Raw genomic sequence first — 15,711 nt, forward strand, 5'->3', positions numbered from 1 at the left:
GGGGATATATGAGTTATGTCAAAAAACATTTTAATTGTGGAAGATGAAGATATTTTACGTGAAATATTAAAAGATTATTTTTTGAGTGAGCAATATGTAGTGTTTGAAGCAAGAGATGGGAAAGAAGCTTTAGTTGTATTTGAGGAAGAAGAGGTTGATTTAGTTATTTTAGATATTATGTTGCCGGAACTTGATGGATGGTCCGTTTGCCGAAGAATCCGTAAAACATCCGGGGTTCCAATTATTATGCTGACGGCACGTGTAGATGAAGATGATACGTTACTTGGATTTGAGCTTGGGGCAGATGATTATGTTGCGAAACCATATAGTCCACCTATTTTATTAGCGAGAGCGAAAAGGTTGTTAGAAAGTAGAAAAACAACAAATAAACCTTTAGAGAATGAGGATGATACATTATCCATCCACGGTATTCACGTCCACTTCCCGTCACGTACTGTTACTGTTGATGAGGCAGACATTACTTTAACACATACAGAATTTGAAATATTAGCTTATTTCATGAAAAATCAAGGGATTGTTTTAACACGAGAGCAACTCATTTCAAGAATTTGGGGATATGAATTTGCTGGTGATGATCGAACGGTTAATAGCCATATTCGTAATTTAAGAAATAAATTAGGGGAGAAAGCAAAGTACATTACAACTGTAGTACGAACCGGTTATAAATTTGAGGGGAATGTATGAGAAAAGGGATTGTACTAAAATTATTTACTCTCACCACAGCATTGTGCATGTTAATTTTAGCAACGATATTTATTGGACAAACGATATTTTTCAAACAATATTATGCGAACCGAAAAGTAGAAGATATTAAAGTGAACTTAAATTCCTTTGAGAAGAATTATTTGAACTATACAGGAAATGCAGAAGGAATTCAGAAGCTGGAGCAAGATTTTTTAAGAGAAAATAATACGTGGATTACGATATTAGATCAGAATGGGAATTTAAAACATGTGGATGATTTTTATTTTGAAGTAACGATAGACCGTAAGCAACAGAAGAGCTTTGGACAACAAATATTCAAGATTCCCTTAGGTAATCTCGTCAATATAGAGGAGATTGATAATAAATTATCAGAGAAGTTTTTAGGACAAGAAATTTATTTTTCTGGAGTGAGAAAAGAAGAAAGTTTTATTCCATTCTCTTTCTCGTTAGGTAAGCAAAATTTAAGTGGATCTAATAAACCGTTAGAAAAAGCATTTAATGAGAAAATGATTAAATTAGATCAGGAGAAAAAGAAAGCAGCTGAGGAACAAGTTGTTAAGGAAAAGAAGCCGGCCGTTCAGGAGCAAGCTGCTCAGGAATTAAATGCTCCCATAGTAGGACGTGTTACGAAAGTACAGTTCCCCGATGTAAAAGGTCCTGTGAATCCAATTTATAAAAATAGTTTATTCTTAGATAGCATAAAAGAATTTCAAACTGATTTATTATTAAAAGAGAATAATCATATACAGTATTCAACAAAAATAATGGACTATGAAAAAAATGATATAAAATATAAATTATTAATTAAACCAAAAAAAGAAAAAGACGGATCGGTAACATATATATATGCGATGGCTTCTTTACAGCCTGTAGATGAGGCTGTACAAATGGTGCAAGATTATTACATCTATATTGTTGCATTTGTAGTCATTCTAATTTTTCTAGCTTCGTTTTATTACTCAAAACAAATTGCAAAACCGCTACTAAAAATAAATGATACAACGAAGAAAATAGCTCATTTGGATTTCACAGAAAAAATTCCGATTACTTCAAAAGATGAAATTGGTGATTTATCGCAAAATATTAATACATTATCTAATAAACTACATTCACATATTGGACAGTTAGAACAAGATATTGAAAAAGAAAGAAAGTTAGAAAACACAAGGAAAGAATTTATTGCGGGTGTATCGCATGAACTAAAAACGCCGCTGAGTATTATGAAAAGCTGTATTTCTATTTTAAAAGATGGGGTAGCTGAACATAAGAAAGACTACTATTTTCAGGCGATGGAAAAAGAAGTAGACAAGATGGATATACTAATTTTGGATATGCTTGAATTAGCTAAATTTGAGTCTGGCACATATAACATGAAGATGGATTCTTTCTATATCGATGGAGTGATTGAAGAAATATGTGAACAGCTTTCAGCGGAGATAGAGAAAAAAGAACTGAGTGTGCACAAACATATATGTCCAGCAGAAGTGATTGGGAATCAAAATAGAATTGAACAAGTAATTGTGAATTTTATTACGAATGCAATACGTTATACACCAAAAAAAGAAGATATTATTATTTCCACAATAGACGGGAAGGATCATATAAAAGTATGTATTGAAAATAAAGGTGCTCACATTGAAGAAGAACAATTAGATAAAATTTGGGATCGTTTTTATCGCGTGGATGCGGCAAGGAAACGCTCACAAGGTGGAACAGGGCTTGGTCTTGCAATTTCAAAGAATATTTTAGAATTGCACGATGCTGAATATGGGGTGAAGAATACCGAAGGTGGTGTGTTATTTTACTTCTATTTACCGAAAAAAGCGTAGACAATACTATCTACGCTTTTTTAATTTATTTTCATATTATCTTTACCTAATCTTTATTTTGGAGCAGTATAATTTGAATAGAAAATGAGGTTATGTAAGGAGTCGATGAACCGTGCATAGCAATTGGCTAAGTATAATGGTATTTATTTTCTTTTGTGCATTTATTGTATTTTTAATTGATATTACGATATGAAAAAAAAGAGCGCTAATTAAGCGCCCTTTTTTTGTGTATTCATTTGATAAGCACCGATGCTTTTGAATAAGCGTGGTGAAGTTGTAAATAAAAGAATTAGTAATACAGTACATAGTATGAAAGAACCGATCATGGTACTGCCGTTTACAATTAATGAATATAGCACAGCTGATTGTCCTTTCGGTGCATATTGTCCCCAGAAAATAATACCAGCGATAAAATGACAGAAATAGCGTGCAAAGCTACCGACAAATGTTGCAATGATAATGTAAACGAGTGCTTTTTTTCCTTTGTTTTGTTTTGGTTTATCTTTTCGACTACCAAAACTTGAATGCTCTGCATTACTGTTGTCTGAGGCAAGTGCTTTTTGAATTGGACGATAGAATAAACCAGCAAAGCCGATAAAGGCAAAGGCAATGAAGTACTCAATGAATGCTTGAACTGGTGTTAGAATGTAAGCATCGCCTACGACAATTTGTAAAAGCCCCCAAATTAAGCCTCCTAAGAAAGCCCTTTTGAAGCCCCAGCGGTATGCGATAATAAAAATAGGAATCATAGCAAATGAGATGGAACCGCCTGTTGGAAGTTTAATTGATAATGGTAGAATGTCGATAATCAAGGCGAAGGCTGCAAGAATAGCAGATTCGATCATCGCTTGTAAATTGGTGTTACGCATGTTGTCTCCCCCTATATCCAAGTTGCACAAAAAAGAACATTATCATAGGAGGATACGAAATACGTAAATAAAAAAAGAGGTGTGTATTTCGGACGTTTGCACAATTCCTGCGTTAGCATTAACTAACAGGTTCAAAGGGTCGGAACGAATTGTTCCCTCTCAGCGGTAAGGCTCCCCCTGTGATAACGAGATTCTTTATTTGCTATTGTTCATTGTAAGCGAAATGGATGAGAATGGCAAATGAATACCGTATGACAATTATTGAAATAGAATTGTAGCGAAATGTTAATAAATATGAAGCAAAAGGGTATAGTCCAATTGAAATAGAGTATGATATAATTTTTTTGAAAATAATTATCATTCTCTTCTGAGGGGGAAGGTTATGAGCTTAGTAGATATTAAAATTGGTGAGAAAGTGTTAGTAAAAAGTATTCAGTCTTTAGATCAGTTATTAAAGCGTAGACTAGCTGCTTTCGGTCTTGCGGAAGGAAGCGAACTTCGCTTGAAACAGAAAGCGATGTTTAAAGGTCCTTGTACATTGGAGTGTCGTGGACAGTTAATTAGTATTCGTCATTGTGACGCGAAAATGATAAAGGTGGAATTAGCGTGAATAAGGTTGCTTTGCTAGGGAATCCGAATACAGGGAAAACATCATTATTTAATGCACTTACTGGTTCTTATGAGTATGTAGGGAACTGGAGCGGTGTAACAGTAGAAAAGAAGGTTGGTAAATTAAAAGATAAGCAAGGAACATTAATTGATTTACCAGGCGTGTATGATTTGAATCCAGTTTCACGCGATGAAGGTGTTGTTACGAATTTTCTACTCACAGACGAATTTCATCATATGTTAAATATAGTGGATTCTTCGCAATTCGAGCGAAATATGCATTTAACATTGCAATTACTTGAATTTGGTAAGCCCGTTTCAATTGGTTTAAATATGGTTGATGTGGCAAAGCAAAGAGGAATTGTGATTAATGTAAAACGGTTATCAGAAATATTAGGTGTAACAGTCGTTCCTGTCATCGCAAGAACCGGAAAAGGCTGTGAAGAATTACTTACTACTCTTCATGAAGAGAAACAAAAAGAGAAAAAGCCATTCATTATTTCATATGGTGTACAAATGGATGAAGGAATTGGAGAGGTAATCGCTCTTTTAGAGAAAGCGAATTATGAGCATCCAAGATGGTTAGCCCTACAATTTTTAAGCAACAACGAAGTAGTAGAAAAAGAAATGAAAGCATTACCAATTTATAAGGAACTTATAGCCATTCGATCTCGTTTAGATGGAAAACTTGATTGTACGTTAGAGGAGCACATTTACAAGACTCGTGAAGCGTATATTGAAAAGTTAAAAACAAATGTTATGCAACATGAGAAAGAAGGAAAAATTCCTTTTTCGGAAAAAATCGATAAGTTAATTACACATAAAATTTTAGGACTTCCAATCTTTTTAGCAGTTATGTTTTTTATTTTTCAGGTTACGTTTACGTGGATTGGTACACCTTTATCGGATATGCTGGATGGATTTTTTGGCGGACAACTTACTGATTGGGTTACAGCTGGGCTCACAAGTGTTGGCGCTTCTGACTTTATTCAAGCACTCGTTACAGAAGGTATCATTGCCGGCGTTGGTGCGGTATTAGTATTCGTTCCACAAATCTTTGCACTATTCTTTTTCATTTCATTATTAGAAGACTCGGGATATATGGCACGAATTGCAGTTGTTATGGATAGAATTATGGAGTTTTTCGGTTTAAATGGAAAAGCGTTCATTCCGATGATTATCGGCTTTGGATGTAACGTCCCAGGTATTATGGCAGCGAGAACGATTGAACAAGAAAAAGAAAGATTACTTACCGTTCTTGTAACACCATTTATGTCTTGTTCAGCACGTTTACCTGTATATGCATTATTTGCGGGAGTATTCTTCCCTAATAGTCAGGCAACTGTTGTGTTCTCTTTATACATTGCAGGTATTGTTCTTGCATTACTCGTTACAAAAATTATGTCACTTACCATTTTAAAAGCGGAAAAATCTATTTTTGTAATTGAACTACCGCCTTACCGTGTGCCACAAGCGAAAACGTTATGGCTCAGCACGTGGGAGAAAGGTAAAGGATTTGTTCGTAAAGCAGGTACATTCATCTTCGGTGGTTCTGTTGTCATTTGGTTATTAAACTATGCAGGTCCATCAGGATTTGGTGTTGATATGGGAGACAGTTTCTTAGCGATGATTGGTGGATTTATCGCACCACTATTTGCACCGCTCGGTTTTGGAACGTGGCAAGCTGCGGCATCCCTTTTAACAGGATTTTTAGCGAAAGAAGTTGTTGTTTCTACAATGGCAATTATTTATGCGGTTAAAGAAGATGTGCTAGGAAATGTAATGGGAGCACATTATACTGCGCTATCAGCGTATGCATTTATGTTCTTTATTTTATTATATGTTCCGTGCTTAGCGACAGTAGCTGTTATTAAACGTGAAACTGGATCGATGAAATGGACAATTTTCTCTGTCGTTTATCCGCTCGTTGTTGCTTATGTATTAACGCTCATTATATACCAAGTTGGATCCTTACTCGGATTCTAGAAGGAGATGTATTGCAATGATGGTCAATATTATAATTGGAGCTATCATTTTTGGTTATGCAGCATATACGTTAGTTAATTTTGTAAAGAGAAGTAAAAAAGGCAAATGCGCAGCATGCTCTTTAAGTAAGTCATGTCAGTCGCAAACTTGTAGTCCGGATATGGAGCAAATCGCTCATAAATAGAAAAAAGCTTTGTGAATTTGAATTGAACCCAAAAAGTTAGACAAATATATTAAGCAGCTACTAAGGATTGAACTCTGTATTGCACAGGGGACAATCCTTTTAGTTTTGTTTTAATTCTTTTGTGATTGTAGTAATGAATATAAGTTTCTAGTTCTTGCTTAAATTGTTCCATTTACTGCTTGTATTTTATCTTTTGAAGAAAATTTAGCCATAAAAAATGCACCTCCAATTGTTAATTATGTTTCTAACAATTGGGGTGCACTTCATTACAGGCAGTCTTTTTAATCTACTTCAATATCTCGTCCTTCTGTCATCACTTTATTTCTCCAAAGCAAAAGTAATCTCCTAAATTCTGAAGTTTCTAATTTACATTGATTATTTGGTGGGCTAATGTAATAATTAATCGCGCTTGTATATTTAGGTTCAATAAATACAGCAGCAGCATTGTATTCTAGTTCATAACTAGGGTACTTTCCCTCTACGACATGGTCTAAAACTTCTATGTATTCATCCGCTTCATCTTCATCTAGGTTTTCTATAAAGTCAGATACAATAGCAATTTCTTTTGGTAAACGAATTCTTAGTCCACCAAATGGGTCACGCCAAAATTCATGTGAATAATTCATTAATACAACCTCACTATCTTCTCGTATATTTTGGATAAGCAGTGGTAATTTCTCCGTTTTCAATAATCATCTCAACCTTAAATCCAGAAGAAGTTTGCCCTACGTATTTATTTGGAGCGATTTGAACACGATTGGTATATGCTTCTTTAATAGAATCAACTACCTGGACTCTATTCCAATCCTTAGGGAAAAATGAAGATTTAGCTTGTTTTACAATACCATCAACCTTTACTTCTGCAACATATACTCCTGCAGGATTTGGTGGCCTAGTAACGCGAATTATCTCTCCCCCCATCATATTCTCGTGATGATAACCAACAGCTTTTAATCCCCACCATTTTTGTCTTACTTCACCATGAAAAACATGCTCCATAAGTGATGAGTCAAATTTATATGGCGTGTTCCCACTGGAAGCTCCTTCACGACTAGCAAACTGAAGGGTCGATAGCTTTTCCTCAGCTGCCCTAAAATCAGGTGTATCAAATACAGAGCGTATATTATTTCCACCAGCTAAAGCAAACTCATTGCGATTACGATTGAATAAGGATGCAGCGTCTTGCAAGCTTTGATTAGCAGTTCGTGAAATCTCAGCTAATTTTGTGCCAGGGTTCAACATTGCAATTTTATCCACGCCTTTTGTTCCTACGAATAGTTGTCCAACAGCCAATATAGTATGACCAGCCGCGCTTCCATACCATTCTGCACTACTATACGAGTCACCATTGGTAACATCACGATTCCAAGAATCAGAAATTGTTTGTTTTATCGCATTGAACGTCTCAACTGGGTGAGAAACGGCTTCAATCGTGTTATTAAATGTGTCAATTGGATGGATAACTGCATCTGCAAGTCCTAATAATTCATCACCTATAGCGTCGCCCATTCCCTTTTTTAAGTGATAGGGGACACCTAATCCAGCTTTTTCAAAAGCAGATTCGATTTCATCATCTATAGTGTCTTTTATTTTATTCACATCTTTATACGCTGCATCAATACCATGTTTAAATTTATCATATAAAGACTCATCGGAATTTTTTACTTTACTAAGATCCTCATAAGTTTCCTTGAGACCATGCCAAACCTTGTCACGTAAAGATCCATCATTTTTCTCACTATTTAACTTACCACACATTGCTCCTTCTTCAAGATTTCCATCATATGAAGCATCTGCGGTACAGAATTTTTCGGCAATTCGTTTCAAATCCTCTTCCACTTTTATAATCGAATTGATAGATGTAAAAGCTTTTGGTCTTGCATCATTGAACATTTGAATGAACTGTTGGTTAGAGGCACCAATCCATTGAAAACACAAATGATCTATTTCATTACATAGATTATTATGTATAGTTTCTAATGCGATTCTGGTATTATTTGCACGATTAGCAACTTCTTCTAGCATTTCAGGTGTTACTTTGATTTGAACCATTTCTTTCCTCCCTTTCCCCCAATTAAAATTATGAGATAAAAGAAAAAAATGTAAATACGGAAACTTTAGATTAGTATAATAATATTTATGTGAAATAAAATCTGCTTAATTGTAAATAAAGCTTATGTGTATGTAAAGTAACAATAAGAGCCACGATTGTGAGCGTTTTTTTATTTTGCATCAATAATATCAATAAACTTCAAAGTCATATTATTATAAAATGCATCCGTACAAATTATAGATTTATTCAGCGGATCAATGTCAATGACAGTCATATAGCAAGTACGTAAAAAAACACCTTCAGTACCTTCTAGATATCGTTTTACTGCTTGTATTTTATCCTTTGAAGAAAATTTAGCCATAAAAAATGCACCTCCAATTGTTAATTATGTGTCTAACAATTGGGGTGCACTTCAATTTTGCAAAGCTTTTTTTGTTTTACTTTTTAATTTTTACAAGTTGAGAAGCTTCTACACCATTTGCTCCAGGTAGCTCTTTGCTTGGGTCTTTATCAAATTTCAAAATACCTACAGATTTTTCTTCACCTTTTACATTTACATATGTTGCATCATCAACGATAGCAAACATATCTGCATAAGAACGGCCATCACCGATAATTGTGTTGTCTTCATATTTTAATTTTGCTCCATCAAGCGTAGCATTTTCTACCTTCTCTTTTGCAAATAGCACGCCTTCTTCTGCTGTTACAGCTGGTAATTTATCGATTGCCTTTGTATCATCATTCTTATCGACTTTTTTAAGTAGTTCTTTCTTAACAAGTTCATCACCAGTTTTCTTATCCATTACAAGTACTTTTTTACCCTCTAATGTTGCCATTTTCATTTTATAGAAGTCTTTTTCTTTTACTTCTTTCTTATTTTGATCTGTAATTTTTTGAACTTGCTCTTCTGATCCGTATAATACTAAGCCGTTCGCTTTTTCTCCTAATAAAGAACAACCTGATAATGCTCCGAATGAAATTGCTGCTGCTAATCCGATTCCTACTAATTTTTTCATGATGATTTCTCCTTTTTATATGTTTTATAGTAAATACAGTTTTTGTATTAGTTCTGAAATGATGAGAAGCTTGTTCGTTGCTTCTGGTATTAGTGTATAAGAAATATCGGAATGCAACTATCGAGTTAGCTTACAGTAACATTACAATAATGTAATTTAGTGAAAGTACATAAAAATAAGTCAATTCTAAAGAGGATGAATGAGAATATATTAGGAATACAATGTTTTATATGGAATGTCATATTATATTGGCTGTATTTTGGAAATAACATGTAAGGACATCTTAGTTTTGTTATAATAAACACATAGGTTGTAAAAATGAATATTCTTTACTGTAAAGGGAGATTTTTCAGTTTTCCAAGTAGTGAATTTGAAATATGAGGTATATCATAGGAGGAATTTGGATGTCTGTATTTAAACGATTAAGAGATTTAACTATGTCGAATGTGTATTCATTAATTGAAAAAGCGGAAGATCCAGTTAAGATGACGGATCAATATTTACGCGATATGCAAGCAGATGTACAAGAAGCTGAGAAAAGTGTAGCAGCTCAAATCGCACTTGAGAAGAAATTTAAAATATTATTTGAAGAGCAAGAAGCACTTGTGAAAAAACGTGAAGAGCAAGCTCATATGGCTGTTCAAGCAAGCAATCTTGATCTTGCGCGTCGTGCTCTTGAAGAAAAACAAAACGCAGAGCAAAAGATGAATGAGTATAAAGCAAGCTATGAGCAAAACAAAGCTGCTGCCGATAATCTTCGCCTGAAGCTAGAAGAAATGCGTAAGCAATTAACAGAGCTGAAAAATAAACGTGAAACACTTGTAGCACGTGTAAATGCAGCGAAAGCACAAAAGAATATTAATCAGGCGATGTCTGGATTCGATTCAAATTCAGCAAAAGCTGGTTTAAGCCGTATGGAAGAGAAAGCTCTTCAATTAGAGGCTGAAGCAGAAGCAAGTGGTGAAGTGTACAAAAAAGAAAAGTCATTAGATGATGAATTCGCAAGCTTAAATAAAAATTCTGTTGTTGATGATGAATTAGCTCGTATTATGAAGCAGTACGAGAAATAATATAGAATAGACAAAGAAACCGACATGTCTGAAGAGAATTCATGTCGGTTTTCTATTATCTTTTAGAGGAGGTTTTGCAATGACGTGGATGAATGTTTTAGCCATGCTTGTATGGACTGGAGCGAGTGCGGTACTTTTATTTGCAATTATGTGGGTTGATTCGATTTTTACAAAATACAATGATTTAAAAGAGATAAAAAATGGAAACACAGCAGTGACAACACGTTTCGTTATGAAATTATTCGCTCAAGGATACATTTTGTCACAATCGATTACGAAAGCGAATGATTTATGGCAAGCGCTTCTTGCTTCAGCAGTTTCTTTCGTTATTTTATTAGTGGTAGAAATGTTCATTGAGTTTGTGTTAAAGAAAATGTCAGGTTTAGATTTAGAAGAAGGAACGAAAGAAGGCAGCGTAGCACATGCGATGTTAGCTGGTTCATTACATATCGTTGGGGCACTTATTTTAGGTGCTTGTTTATAAAGAGAAAAGGAGGGGTAGATTGTGAGCTTATTTAAACGTATTAAAAATATAATGAAAAGCCCGGAGCCGCCAAAGCCAGAAAAGAGTCTGTTAACGTTAGCTCCTGGCGATATGATTGAAGTTTCATTAGTCATGTACGAATTAACTGGGAAAACGAGTATGCATTCTCGCAAGGAGATCGTTTTAACACTGCAGGACGGGAAAGATATTCGTTATTTAAAAATTGAAGACCGTGAAAATACGTATTATAAATTGTATACACCGATTGACGGTCGTTTAGATTCAATTGATGAAATTCCGACGACGATTGAAATGGATGATATAGAGTATCATATGGAAGAACAATATAATGGACGTGTTGTTGTAATGGGAAAAACGCCATTCGCTGCTTCAGAAGAACAGTATGTATGGGAATTCCAGTCTGACAACCGCAAATTATTACGTGTTGAATGGCAAAATGGTCGCACAATGATGTATGAGGGAGAAGCAATTATTCCTGCTGATGTACAAATCATAAGAGCAACATAAGGGGGGCGTAATCATGTCAAACCGATTGTTTACCATGATTAAATCGTTCGTGATCCCTATACTTGCTATCGTTACATTACTTGTTATTGCCGGTTATGCTTTATCGGGCTGTCAAAGTGGTCAGGCGAAGTCAATTCAGGACCGTTATCCGCTAGAGTCTGTCGCAAAGGATGGTAAACAAGAATCTTACGTGTATAGGGCTGCCAATCGGTCAGTTCCTGAAGTTGCAAAGGAACTTATAGCCGAAAGGAAACCGAAGCAAGCATCTAAAGAAGACGAAAATCAAATGTTCCTCGTTTATTCCGATAAAATGTATAGTTTACAAAAGGATAAAGAGAAACCATCTGATACGTTAATTGAAATAAGTAATGAAGAATTTGTCCGTCAAAATTACCAACCATCCTTTTTACAAGGATATATTATGGGGAGTATATTAAACGATATATTCGGTTCTAGAAAATCATCATACGGTGATTATCGCGGATATAATGACAGACAAAATCATAAACCGGTTATCCCGGAAAGACCACCTACGAAAGAAGAAAAGAAAACCCCGCCTCCAATTACGAAGGAAGGGAAAGGATCTATCATTAAGCGAGGCGATAATGTAGATCCGAAATCATCTGTAGGTGATAAAGGAAGTATTACGGAAAAAGGAAGTAAAACGACGCCTCCGCCTTCTACCGGAAGCAAAGGGAAAATTACAAAAACACCAGGTGGCTTGAGCGGATCAGATGTGAAGCCGAAATCATCTATTAAAACGCCGCCAAAGAATACATCTCCCCCGAAAACGAGGGTTGGTGGTTCAGGAAAGATTACGAAGAGAAGATAGTTATAGAGGCCGAAAAGTGGAATTTGCTTTTCGGTCTTTTTATTATGGAAATTAATTCCTTTTAGCTGGTACAATTAATTTATAAGGAGGAGATTAGTATGACTCTATATAAAAGGTTTAGTTTGATTATGTTCCTCGTCTTATTCCTCAGTTTGTTTATTAGCACAACGATGAAATTTCACTTTGTAGTAGGTATTCTATGGATACTGTGTACATGTACTCTCTTTCTATATGTTCCGCTTCGCTTTCAACATGAAGTGCCCGCCTTTCAAAAATACGTAGCATGGATTAAGAGAGGAGGAAGATGGGGGAAGTGAAATTATATCGGCGATTATTGAAATATATCGACTTACCGACAAAAACTGACAACGACAGCAACTTAATAATAAAAGGAGGCTGCACCAAAATTTTGGCACAGCCTCCTTTTTCATAATGATTAATGAATATCACGTTTCTTAAAGTTACCGCCTTTTACTTCAGCTACGTCATAAACTGTAATAAAGGCATTAGGATCGATTTCATTAATCAGGTCCTTCATTTTACTTTCTTCTAAACGGTTAATTACACAAGAAATTTCTTTGAATTTCTCTCTTGAATAACCACCGTATACTTCGTTATACGTTGCGCTTCGGCCTAAACGATCGCGAATTGTTTCTACCATTAATTCAGGCTCTTTTGTGATGATTTTAAATGTTTTCGAACCACTTAAACCAACTTCAACGATATGAATCACTTTCGAAGCGATAAAGTAAGCAATTGCCGAAAGGATAGCCCCTTGAAGACCGAATACTGTTGATACGAAAATAAATACGAACATATTTAAGAATAAAATAAGGTCACTTGTTCCAAAAGGTAACTTACGAGAAAGTAATACAGCTAGCATATCGATTCCATCTAATGCGCCGCCGTTACGTAGTGCTAGTCCCATACCAAAACCGATAATAATACCACCAACCACTGTAACGAGTAATGTATCACCTTCAATAATAGTTGGTATTCCGTGCATGACAACAGTACCTATTGCTAACGAAGCAATCCCGATAATAGAATAAATTGCAAAACTTTTACCAATTTGTTTATATCCTAACCAAACGAAGGGAATGTTAATAACTGCGATTAGAGCTCCTAATGGCAATCCAAATAATCTTGAACTAACGATACTTAAACCAGTCACACCACCGTCTGATACGTTATTTGGAATTAATACCGCTTCTAATCCGTATGCTGTGATAAATGCCCCAATAATAATCATCAAAGCTTTTGAAGCGATTTTTAGCTTATTGGGCTTGTTTCTGATAATTTTCTCCATGTAATTTCCTCGTTTCAAACTAGTTTCTTTTTCTTGCATGCTTGCTAATCAGTTCGACTCATGCCTAACAACCATTTTAACATTATATTTGAAAAAATTCTCCTTTACTGGATGGATGCAGGGAATATTATCACCATAGCAGTATGTTAAATACACTCGTATATGATTGATGCGCATAAAAAATAGGAATGTTTCCAATTGAAATATAATAGTATGATATGTATGTTTTGGCCACTGATCTTAAGGGGGAGATTCTTTGAGATATTGTACGAAATGTGGGAATGAAACGAATGAGGGGAACAAGTTTTGTGGACAGTGCGGTGAGAGTCTTAGTTATAAAACGGTAGAGGAAAGTTTTGTGAATAGCAATTCTAATAGTAGTATAGAAGTTTTTTCTTTAGTTGGTTTTATCACCGGATTAATATCTTGGTTTATTAACTTATGGGGGCTTATTGGCACTATAGCTATCGTGTTTTCTATATTAGGCTTAAATAAAAAAGTGACGGGAACGAGTAAAACATTTGCTATTGTTGGAATGGTTTCTGGAATTATTAATGTGTTGTACGCTGTTATGTTACTTGTTTGAATTAAAAAAGTCCCCTATTCATAGAAGGGGACTTTAATAGTTGTTACGAAAATATAATACTGATTACCGCTAGGAATAACGAGAATCCTAAAATAGCTCCGCAAACTTTCATATGACGTTTACGTCCCATCACAACAATTGCAACATATTCACGAATCATTGCGTTAGGCCAGTAATAAAATGCAGTTTTTGATCCGATTCCTTGGCTATTAAGACCCGCTTGTCTTGCATATATACCAGCGCGGAAAAGGTGGAAATTGTTCGTTGTAAAAATACTTCTATACTTACCTTCAGGCTTTAAAGAATCCATAATTTTTTTAGAGAACGACATATTTTGATACGTGTTTACAGAGCGATTTTCTTGCACTGTATGTTCAAGCGGAATTCCTTTTTCAACAGCGTATTTTTGCATTGCTTCTGCTTCTGGAAGGCCTTCATCTGGACCTTGCCCACCAGAGAAAATAATTGTTGGTGGTGTATTCACAGCAGCTTGTTTCCAGTAAAAGTCGATTGCTTTATTAATACGACTTGCAAGTAACGGTGGTACTTTATCATTAATTAAGCCGCTACCAAGAACGATGATGAAATCTTGATTACGCCTTGGTCTGTTGAATTGATATAAAAAATAAGCGGTTAAGAAGTTAGATAGGTGTATAAAGAAATATACACTTATAAGAAAAATACCAGCAAAAATAGGCTGAAAATGTGATGAGAATAAACTTGCTGGATTTATAATAGGGAGTAACATCAAGAATAAAATCCCTAAAGCTGCAATAAGTGTTAAACAGTTAGTAAAACGTCTACCTTCTCGTTTCATTAAAATTCTCGCATTAAGAAATAACCCAAACATTAAAGCAACAATACCGAAAGGAATCATAATGATAAGTGCTAAAATAGGTAAAAATATAGTGTAGCGTAGAGTGTCACTACCTGAGTCATAGGATGTAATCATGCAAAAAAGAAGGAAAAAACAGAAAAAGGCATTAAATAAAAAACCGTTTATTATTTTCCGTGGGTCTTTTAAGTAAGAGATAAGAAAAATAATAAACAATATAAGAGGAATAATTCCGAAATACATAAATATAGTACACCTCAATTTGTATAATAATTTGACATACATTCTATATTACATGATTTTATAATTGGAAATGAAAGAAAAAGGATTTTGAATTTTCTTAATAATATATATGGATACATATGTTAAAATGTATTCAAGGCGATATATTAAAAGTAAAATGGTTGAAGAGGCACTCTGTGGAGTGTCTTTTTCTTTTTGGTATGTAATTCTGCATATTATGTTTATTTTCAAGGGAAGAGGATTAAAATATAAGTTGTGGATACACGCTATAAAGCAGAATTTTATATTAATAGTTACCTCTACTCTTTTTGTACCTAACAATCTTGTAACAATTCATGATTCTGTTTTCTAGTGTGTGTTTACAAAAAGCGGGATGAGGTATATATAAACAGGGGAAAGGACGTCTTCTTGAAAGGCGTCTTTTTGTTTCTTAGTATAGATAATTTCCACTATTAATGTAGTGCAAACTATCTATACTAAACATTAGCAATCTTCCATATAAATATTATCAATTTACTATATATTCCAGCGTTGTTAAGCTACATATGAAAG

At 34.7% G+C, this 15,711-nt stretch carries 17 protein-coding genes, 2 pseudogenes and 1 riboswitch; of the genes and pseudogenes, 11 read left to right on the forward strand and 8 right to left on the reverse strand.

What is annotated here, in order from left to right:
* Positions 1–15: 15 nt before the first annotated feature.
* Both Q3V31_RS12175 and Q3V31_RS12180 read left to right on the forward strand, forming a co-directional pair.
* Positions 16–705 (forward strand): response regulator transcription factor, encoded by a 690-nt coding sequence (locus tag Q3V31_RS12175; protein WP_000041863.1) that lies wholly within the window; start codon positions 16–18, stop codon positions 703–705.
* Positions 702–2,555, forward strand: a complete 1,854-nt coding sequence (locus Q3V31_RS12180) for a sensor histidine kinase (RefSeq protein ID WP_329765215.1) — start codon at positions 702–704, stop codon at positions 2,553–2,555. The genes Q3V31_RS12175 and Q3V31_RS12180 overlap by 4 nt, the downstream gene beginning before the upstream one ends.
* A 209-nt stretch (positions 2,556–2,764) precedes the next feature.
* On the opposite strand, the gene thiT is transcribed toward Q3V31_RS12180, so the two are convergent.
* Positions 2,765–3,424, reverse strand: a complete 660-nt coding sequence (thiT, locus tag Q3V31_RS12185; protein WP_001246564.1) for an energy-coupled thiamine transporter ThiT — start codon at positions 3,422–3,424, stop codon at positions 2,765–2,767.
* 86 nt (positions 3,425–3,510) lie between these two features.
* A riboswitch (TPP riboswitch) is annotated at positions 3,511–3,612 on the reverse strand.
* Between the two features lie 194 nt (positions 3,613–3,806).
* Here thiT and Q3V31_RS12190 point away from each other — a divergent pair.
* From Q3V31_RS12190 to Q3V31_RS12200, 3 genes are read left to right on the forward strand one after another with little or no spacing between them, the layout of a single operon-like run.
* Entirely contained in the window at positions 3,807–4,034 is a 228-nt protein-coding gene (locus tag Q3V31_RS12190; RefSeq protein ID WP_000060512.1) for a FeoA family protein, read from the forward strand.
* On the forward strand, positions 4,031–6,019 hold the full coding sequence (gene feoB / locus Q3V31_RS12195; RefSeq protein ID WP_090814131.1) for a ferrous iron transport protein B: 1,989 nt from the start codon (positions 4,031–4,033) through the stop codon (positions 6,017–6,019). Before Q3V31_RS12190 ends, feoB begins: the two co-directional genes overlap by 4 nt.
* A 16-nt stretch (positions 6,020–6,035) precedes the next feature.
* Positions 6,036–6,203 carry a FeoB-associated Cys-rich membrane protein gene (locus Q3V31_RS12200; RefSeq protein WP_000989601.1) on the forward strand — a complete coding sequence of 56 codons (168 nt, stop codon included), beginning with the start codon at positions 6,036–6,038 and terminating at the stop codon, positions 6,201–6,203.
* A gap of 49 nt (positions 6,204–6,252) precedes the next feature.
* On the opposite strand, the pseudogene Q3V31_RS12205 reads toward Q3V31_RS12200, so the two are convergent.
* From Q3V31_RS12205 to Q3V31_RS12225, 5 genes and pseudogenes are all read right to left on the reverse strand, one after another.
* Positions 6,253–6,366: pseudogene (locus tag Q3V31_RS12205) on the reverse strand (IS3 family transposase); the annotation flags it as partial.
* Between the two features lie 118 nt (positions 6,367–6,484).
* The gene (locus tag Q3V31_RS12210) at positions 6,485–6,829 is read right to left on the reverse strand and encodes a hypothetical protein (protein ID WP_001109640.1); all 345 of its coding nucleotides are present in this window, start codon (positions 6,827–6,829) and stop codon (positions 6,485–6,487) included.
* A 13-nt stretch (positions 6,830–6,842) separates the two neighbouring features.
* The gene (locus Q3V31_RS12215) at positions 6,843–8,255 is read right to left on the reverse strand and encodes a WXG100 family type VII secretion target (RefSeq protein ID WP_329765308.1); all 1,413 of its coding nucleotides are present in this window, start codon (positions 8,253–8,255) and stop codon (positions 6,843–6,845) included.
* A gap of 170 nt (positions 8,256–8,425) precedes the next feature.
* Positions 8,426–8,557 (reverse strand): annotated as a pseudogene (locus Q3V31_RS12220) (YolD-like family protein); the annotation flags it as partial.
* A gap of 136 nt (positions 8,558–8,693) precedes the next feature.
* On the reverse strand, positions 8,694–9,272 hold the full coding sequence (locus Q3V31_RS12225; RefSeq protein WP_329765309.1) for a lipoprotein BA_5634 family protein: 579 nt from the start codon (positions 9,270–9,272) through the stop codon (positions 8,694–8,696).
* A gap of 404 nt (positions 9,273–9,676) precedes the next feature.
* Here Q3V31_RS12225 and Q3V31_RS12230 point away from each other — a divergent pair, with 404 nt between their 5' ends.
* The 5 genes from Q3V31_RS12230 (at position 9,677) to Q3V31_RS12250 (ending at position 12,503) form a co-directional block, all read left to right on the forward strand.
* Complete coding sequence (locus Q3V31_RS12230; protein WP_088098127.1) at positions 9,677–10,342, forward strand: PspA/IM30 family protein; 666 nt, start codon at positions 9,677–9,679, stop codon at positions 10,340–10,342.
* Between the two features lie 79 nt (positions 10,343–10,421).
* Positions 10,422–10,826 (forward strand): DUF350 domain-containing protein, encoded by a 405-nt coding sequence (locus Q3V31_RS12235; RefSeq protein WP_000220084.1) that lies wholly within the window; start codon positions 10,422–10,424, stop codon positions 10,824–10,826.
* A gap of 21 nt (positions 10,827–10,847) precedes the next feature.
* A complete protein-coding gene (locus tag Q3V31_RS12240) occupies positions 10,848–11,354 on the forward strand; it encodes a DUF4178 domain-containing protein (protein WP_000051748.1) in 507 nt (168 codons plus the stop codon).
* A gap of 13 nt (positions 11,355–11,367) precedes the next feature.
* Entirely contained in the window at positions 11,368–12,186 is an 819-nt protein-coding gene (locus Q3V31_RS12245; protein WP_329765310.1) for a DUF4247 domain-containing protein, read from the forward strand.
* Between the two features lie 98 nt (positions 12,187–12,284).
* Positions 12,285–12,503, forward strand: a complete 219-nt coding sequence (locus tag Q3V31_RS12250) for a hypothetical protein (RefSeq protein WP_044737483.1) — start codon at positions 12,285–12,287, stop codon at positions 12,501–12,503.
* 119 nt (positions 12,504–12,622) lie between these two features.
* On the opposite strand, the gene Q3V31_RS12255 is transcribed toward Q3V31_RS12250, so the two are convergent.
* The gene (locus Q3V31_RS12255; RefSeq protein ID WP_215574039.1) at positions 12,623–13,495 is read right to left on the reverse strand and encodes a YitT family protein; all 873 of its coding nucleotides are present in this window, start codon (positions 13,493–13,495) and stop codon (positions 12,623–12,625) included.
* A gap of 256 nt (positions 13,496–13,751) precedes the next feature.
* Between Q3V31_RS12255 and Q3V31_RS12260 the strand changes: the two genes are divergently transcribed.
* A complete protein-coding gene (locus tag Q3V31_RS12260) occupies positions 13,752–14,081 on the forward strand; it encodes a zinc-ribbon domain-containing protein (protein WP_016130392.1) in 330 nt (109 codons plus the stop codon).
* 43 nt (positions 14,082–14,124) lie between these two features.
* Here the strand turns inward: Q3V31_RS12260 and Q3V31_RS12265 are convergent, their stop codons facing one another.
* Complete coding sequence (locus tag Q3V31_RS12265; RefSeq protein ID WP_000273519.1) at positions 14,125–15,159, reverse strand: YdcF family protein; 1,035 nt, start codon at positions 15,157–15,159, stop codon at positions 14,125–14,127.
* Positions 15,160–15,711 lie beyond the last annotated feature (552 nt).

The sequence above is a fragment of the Bacillus nitratireducens genome (genome assembly GCF_036320425.1).
GTDB lineage: Bacteria > Bacillota > Bacilli > Bacillales > Bacillaceae_G > Bacillus_A > Bacillus_A nitratireducens.

Coding starts and splice junctions, on each gene's coding strand:
- Q3V31_RS12175 (WP_000041863.1), top strand. CDS start 16: ATGTCAAAAAACATTTTAATTGTGGAAGATGAAGATATTTTACGTGAA.
- Q3V31_RS12180 (WP_329765215.1), top strand. CDS start 702: ATGAGAAAAGGGATTGTACTAAAATTATTTACTCTCACCACAGCATTG.
- thiT (WP_001246564.1), bottom strand. CDS start 3,424: ATGCGTAACACCAATTTACAAGCGATGATCGAATCTGCTATTCTTGCA.
- Q3V31_RS12190 (WP_000060512.1), top strand. CDS start 3,807: ATGAGCTTAGTAGATATTAAAATTGGTGAGAAAGTGTTAGTAAAAAGT.
- Q3V31_RS12200 (WP_000989601.1), top strand. CDS start 6,036: ATGATGGTCAATATTATAATTGGAGCTATCATTTTTGGTTATGCAGCA.
- Q3V31_RS12210 (WP_001109640.1), bottom strand. CDS start 6,829: ATGAATTATTCACATGAATTTTGGCGTGACCCATTTGGTGGACTAAGA.
- Q3V31_RS12215 (WP_329765308.1), bottom strand. CDS start 8,255: ATGGTTCAAATCAAAGTAACACCTGAAATGCTAGAAGAAGTTGCTAAT.
- Q3V31_RS12225 (WP_329765309.1), bottom strand. CDS start 9,272: ATGAAAAAATTAGTAGGAATCGGATTAGCAGCAGCAATTTCATTCGGA.
- Q3V31_RS12230 (WP_088098127.1), top strand. CDS start 9,677: ATGTCTGTATTTAAACGATTAAGAGATTTAACTATGTCGAATGTGTAT.
- Q3V31_RS12235 (WP_000220084.1), top strand. CDS start 10,422: ATGACGTGGATGAATGTTTTAGCCATGCTTGTATGGACTGGAGCGAGT.
- Q3V31_RS12245 (WP_329765310.1), top strand. CDS start 11,368: ATGTCAAACCGATTGTTTACCATGATTAAATCGTTCGTGATCCCTATA.
- Q3V31_RS12250 (WP_044737483.1), top strand. CDS start 12,285: ATGACTCTATATAAAAGGTTTAGTTTGATTATGTTCCTCGTCTTATTC.
- Q3V31_RS12255 (WP_215574039.1), bottom strand. CDS start 13,495: ATGGAGAAAATTATCAGAAACAAGCCCAATAAGCTAAAAATCGCTTCA.
- Q3V31_RS12265 (WP_000273519.1), bottom strand. CDS start 15,159: ATGTATTTCGGAATTATTCCTCTTATATTGTTTATTATTTTTCTTATC.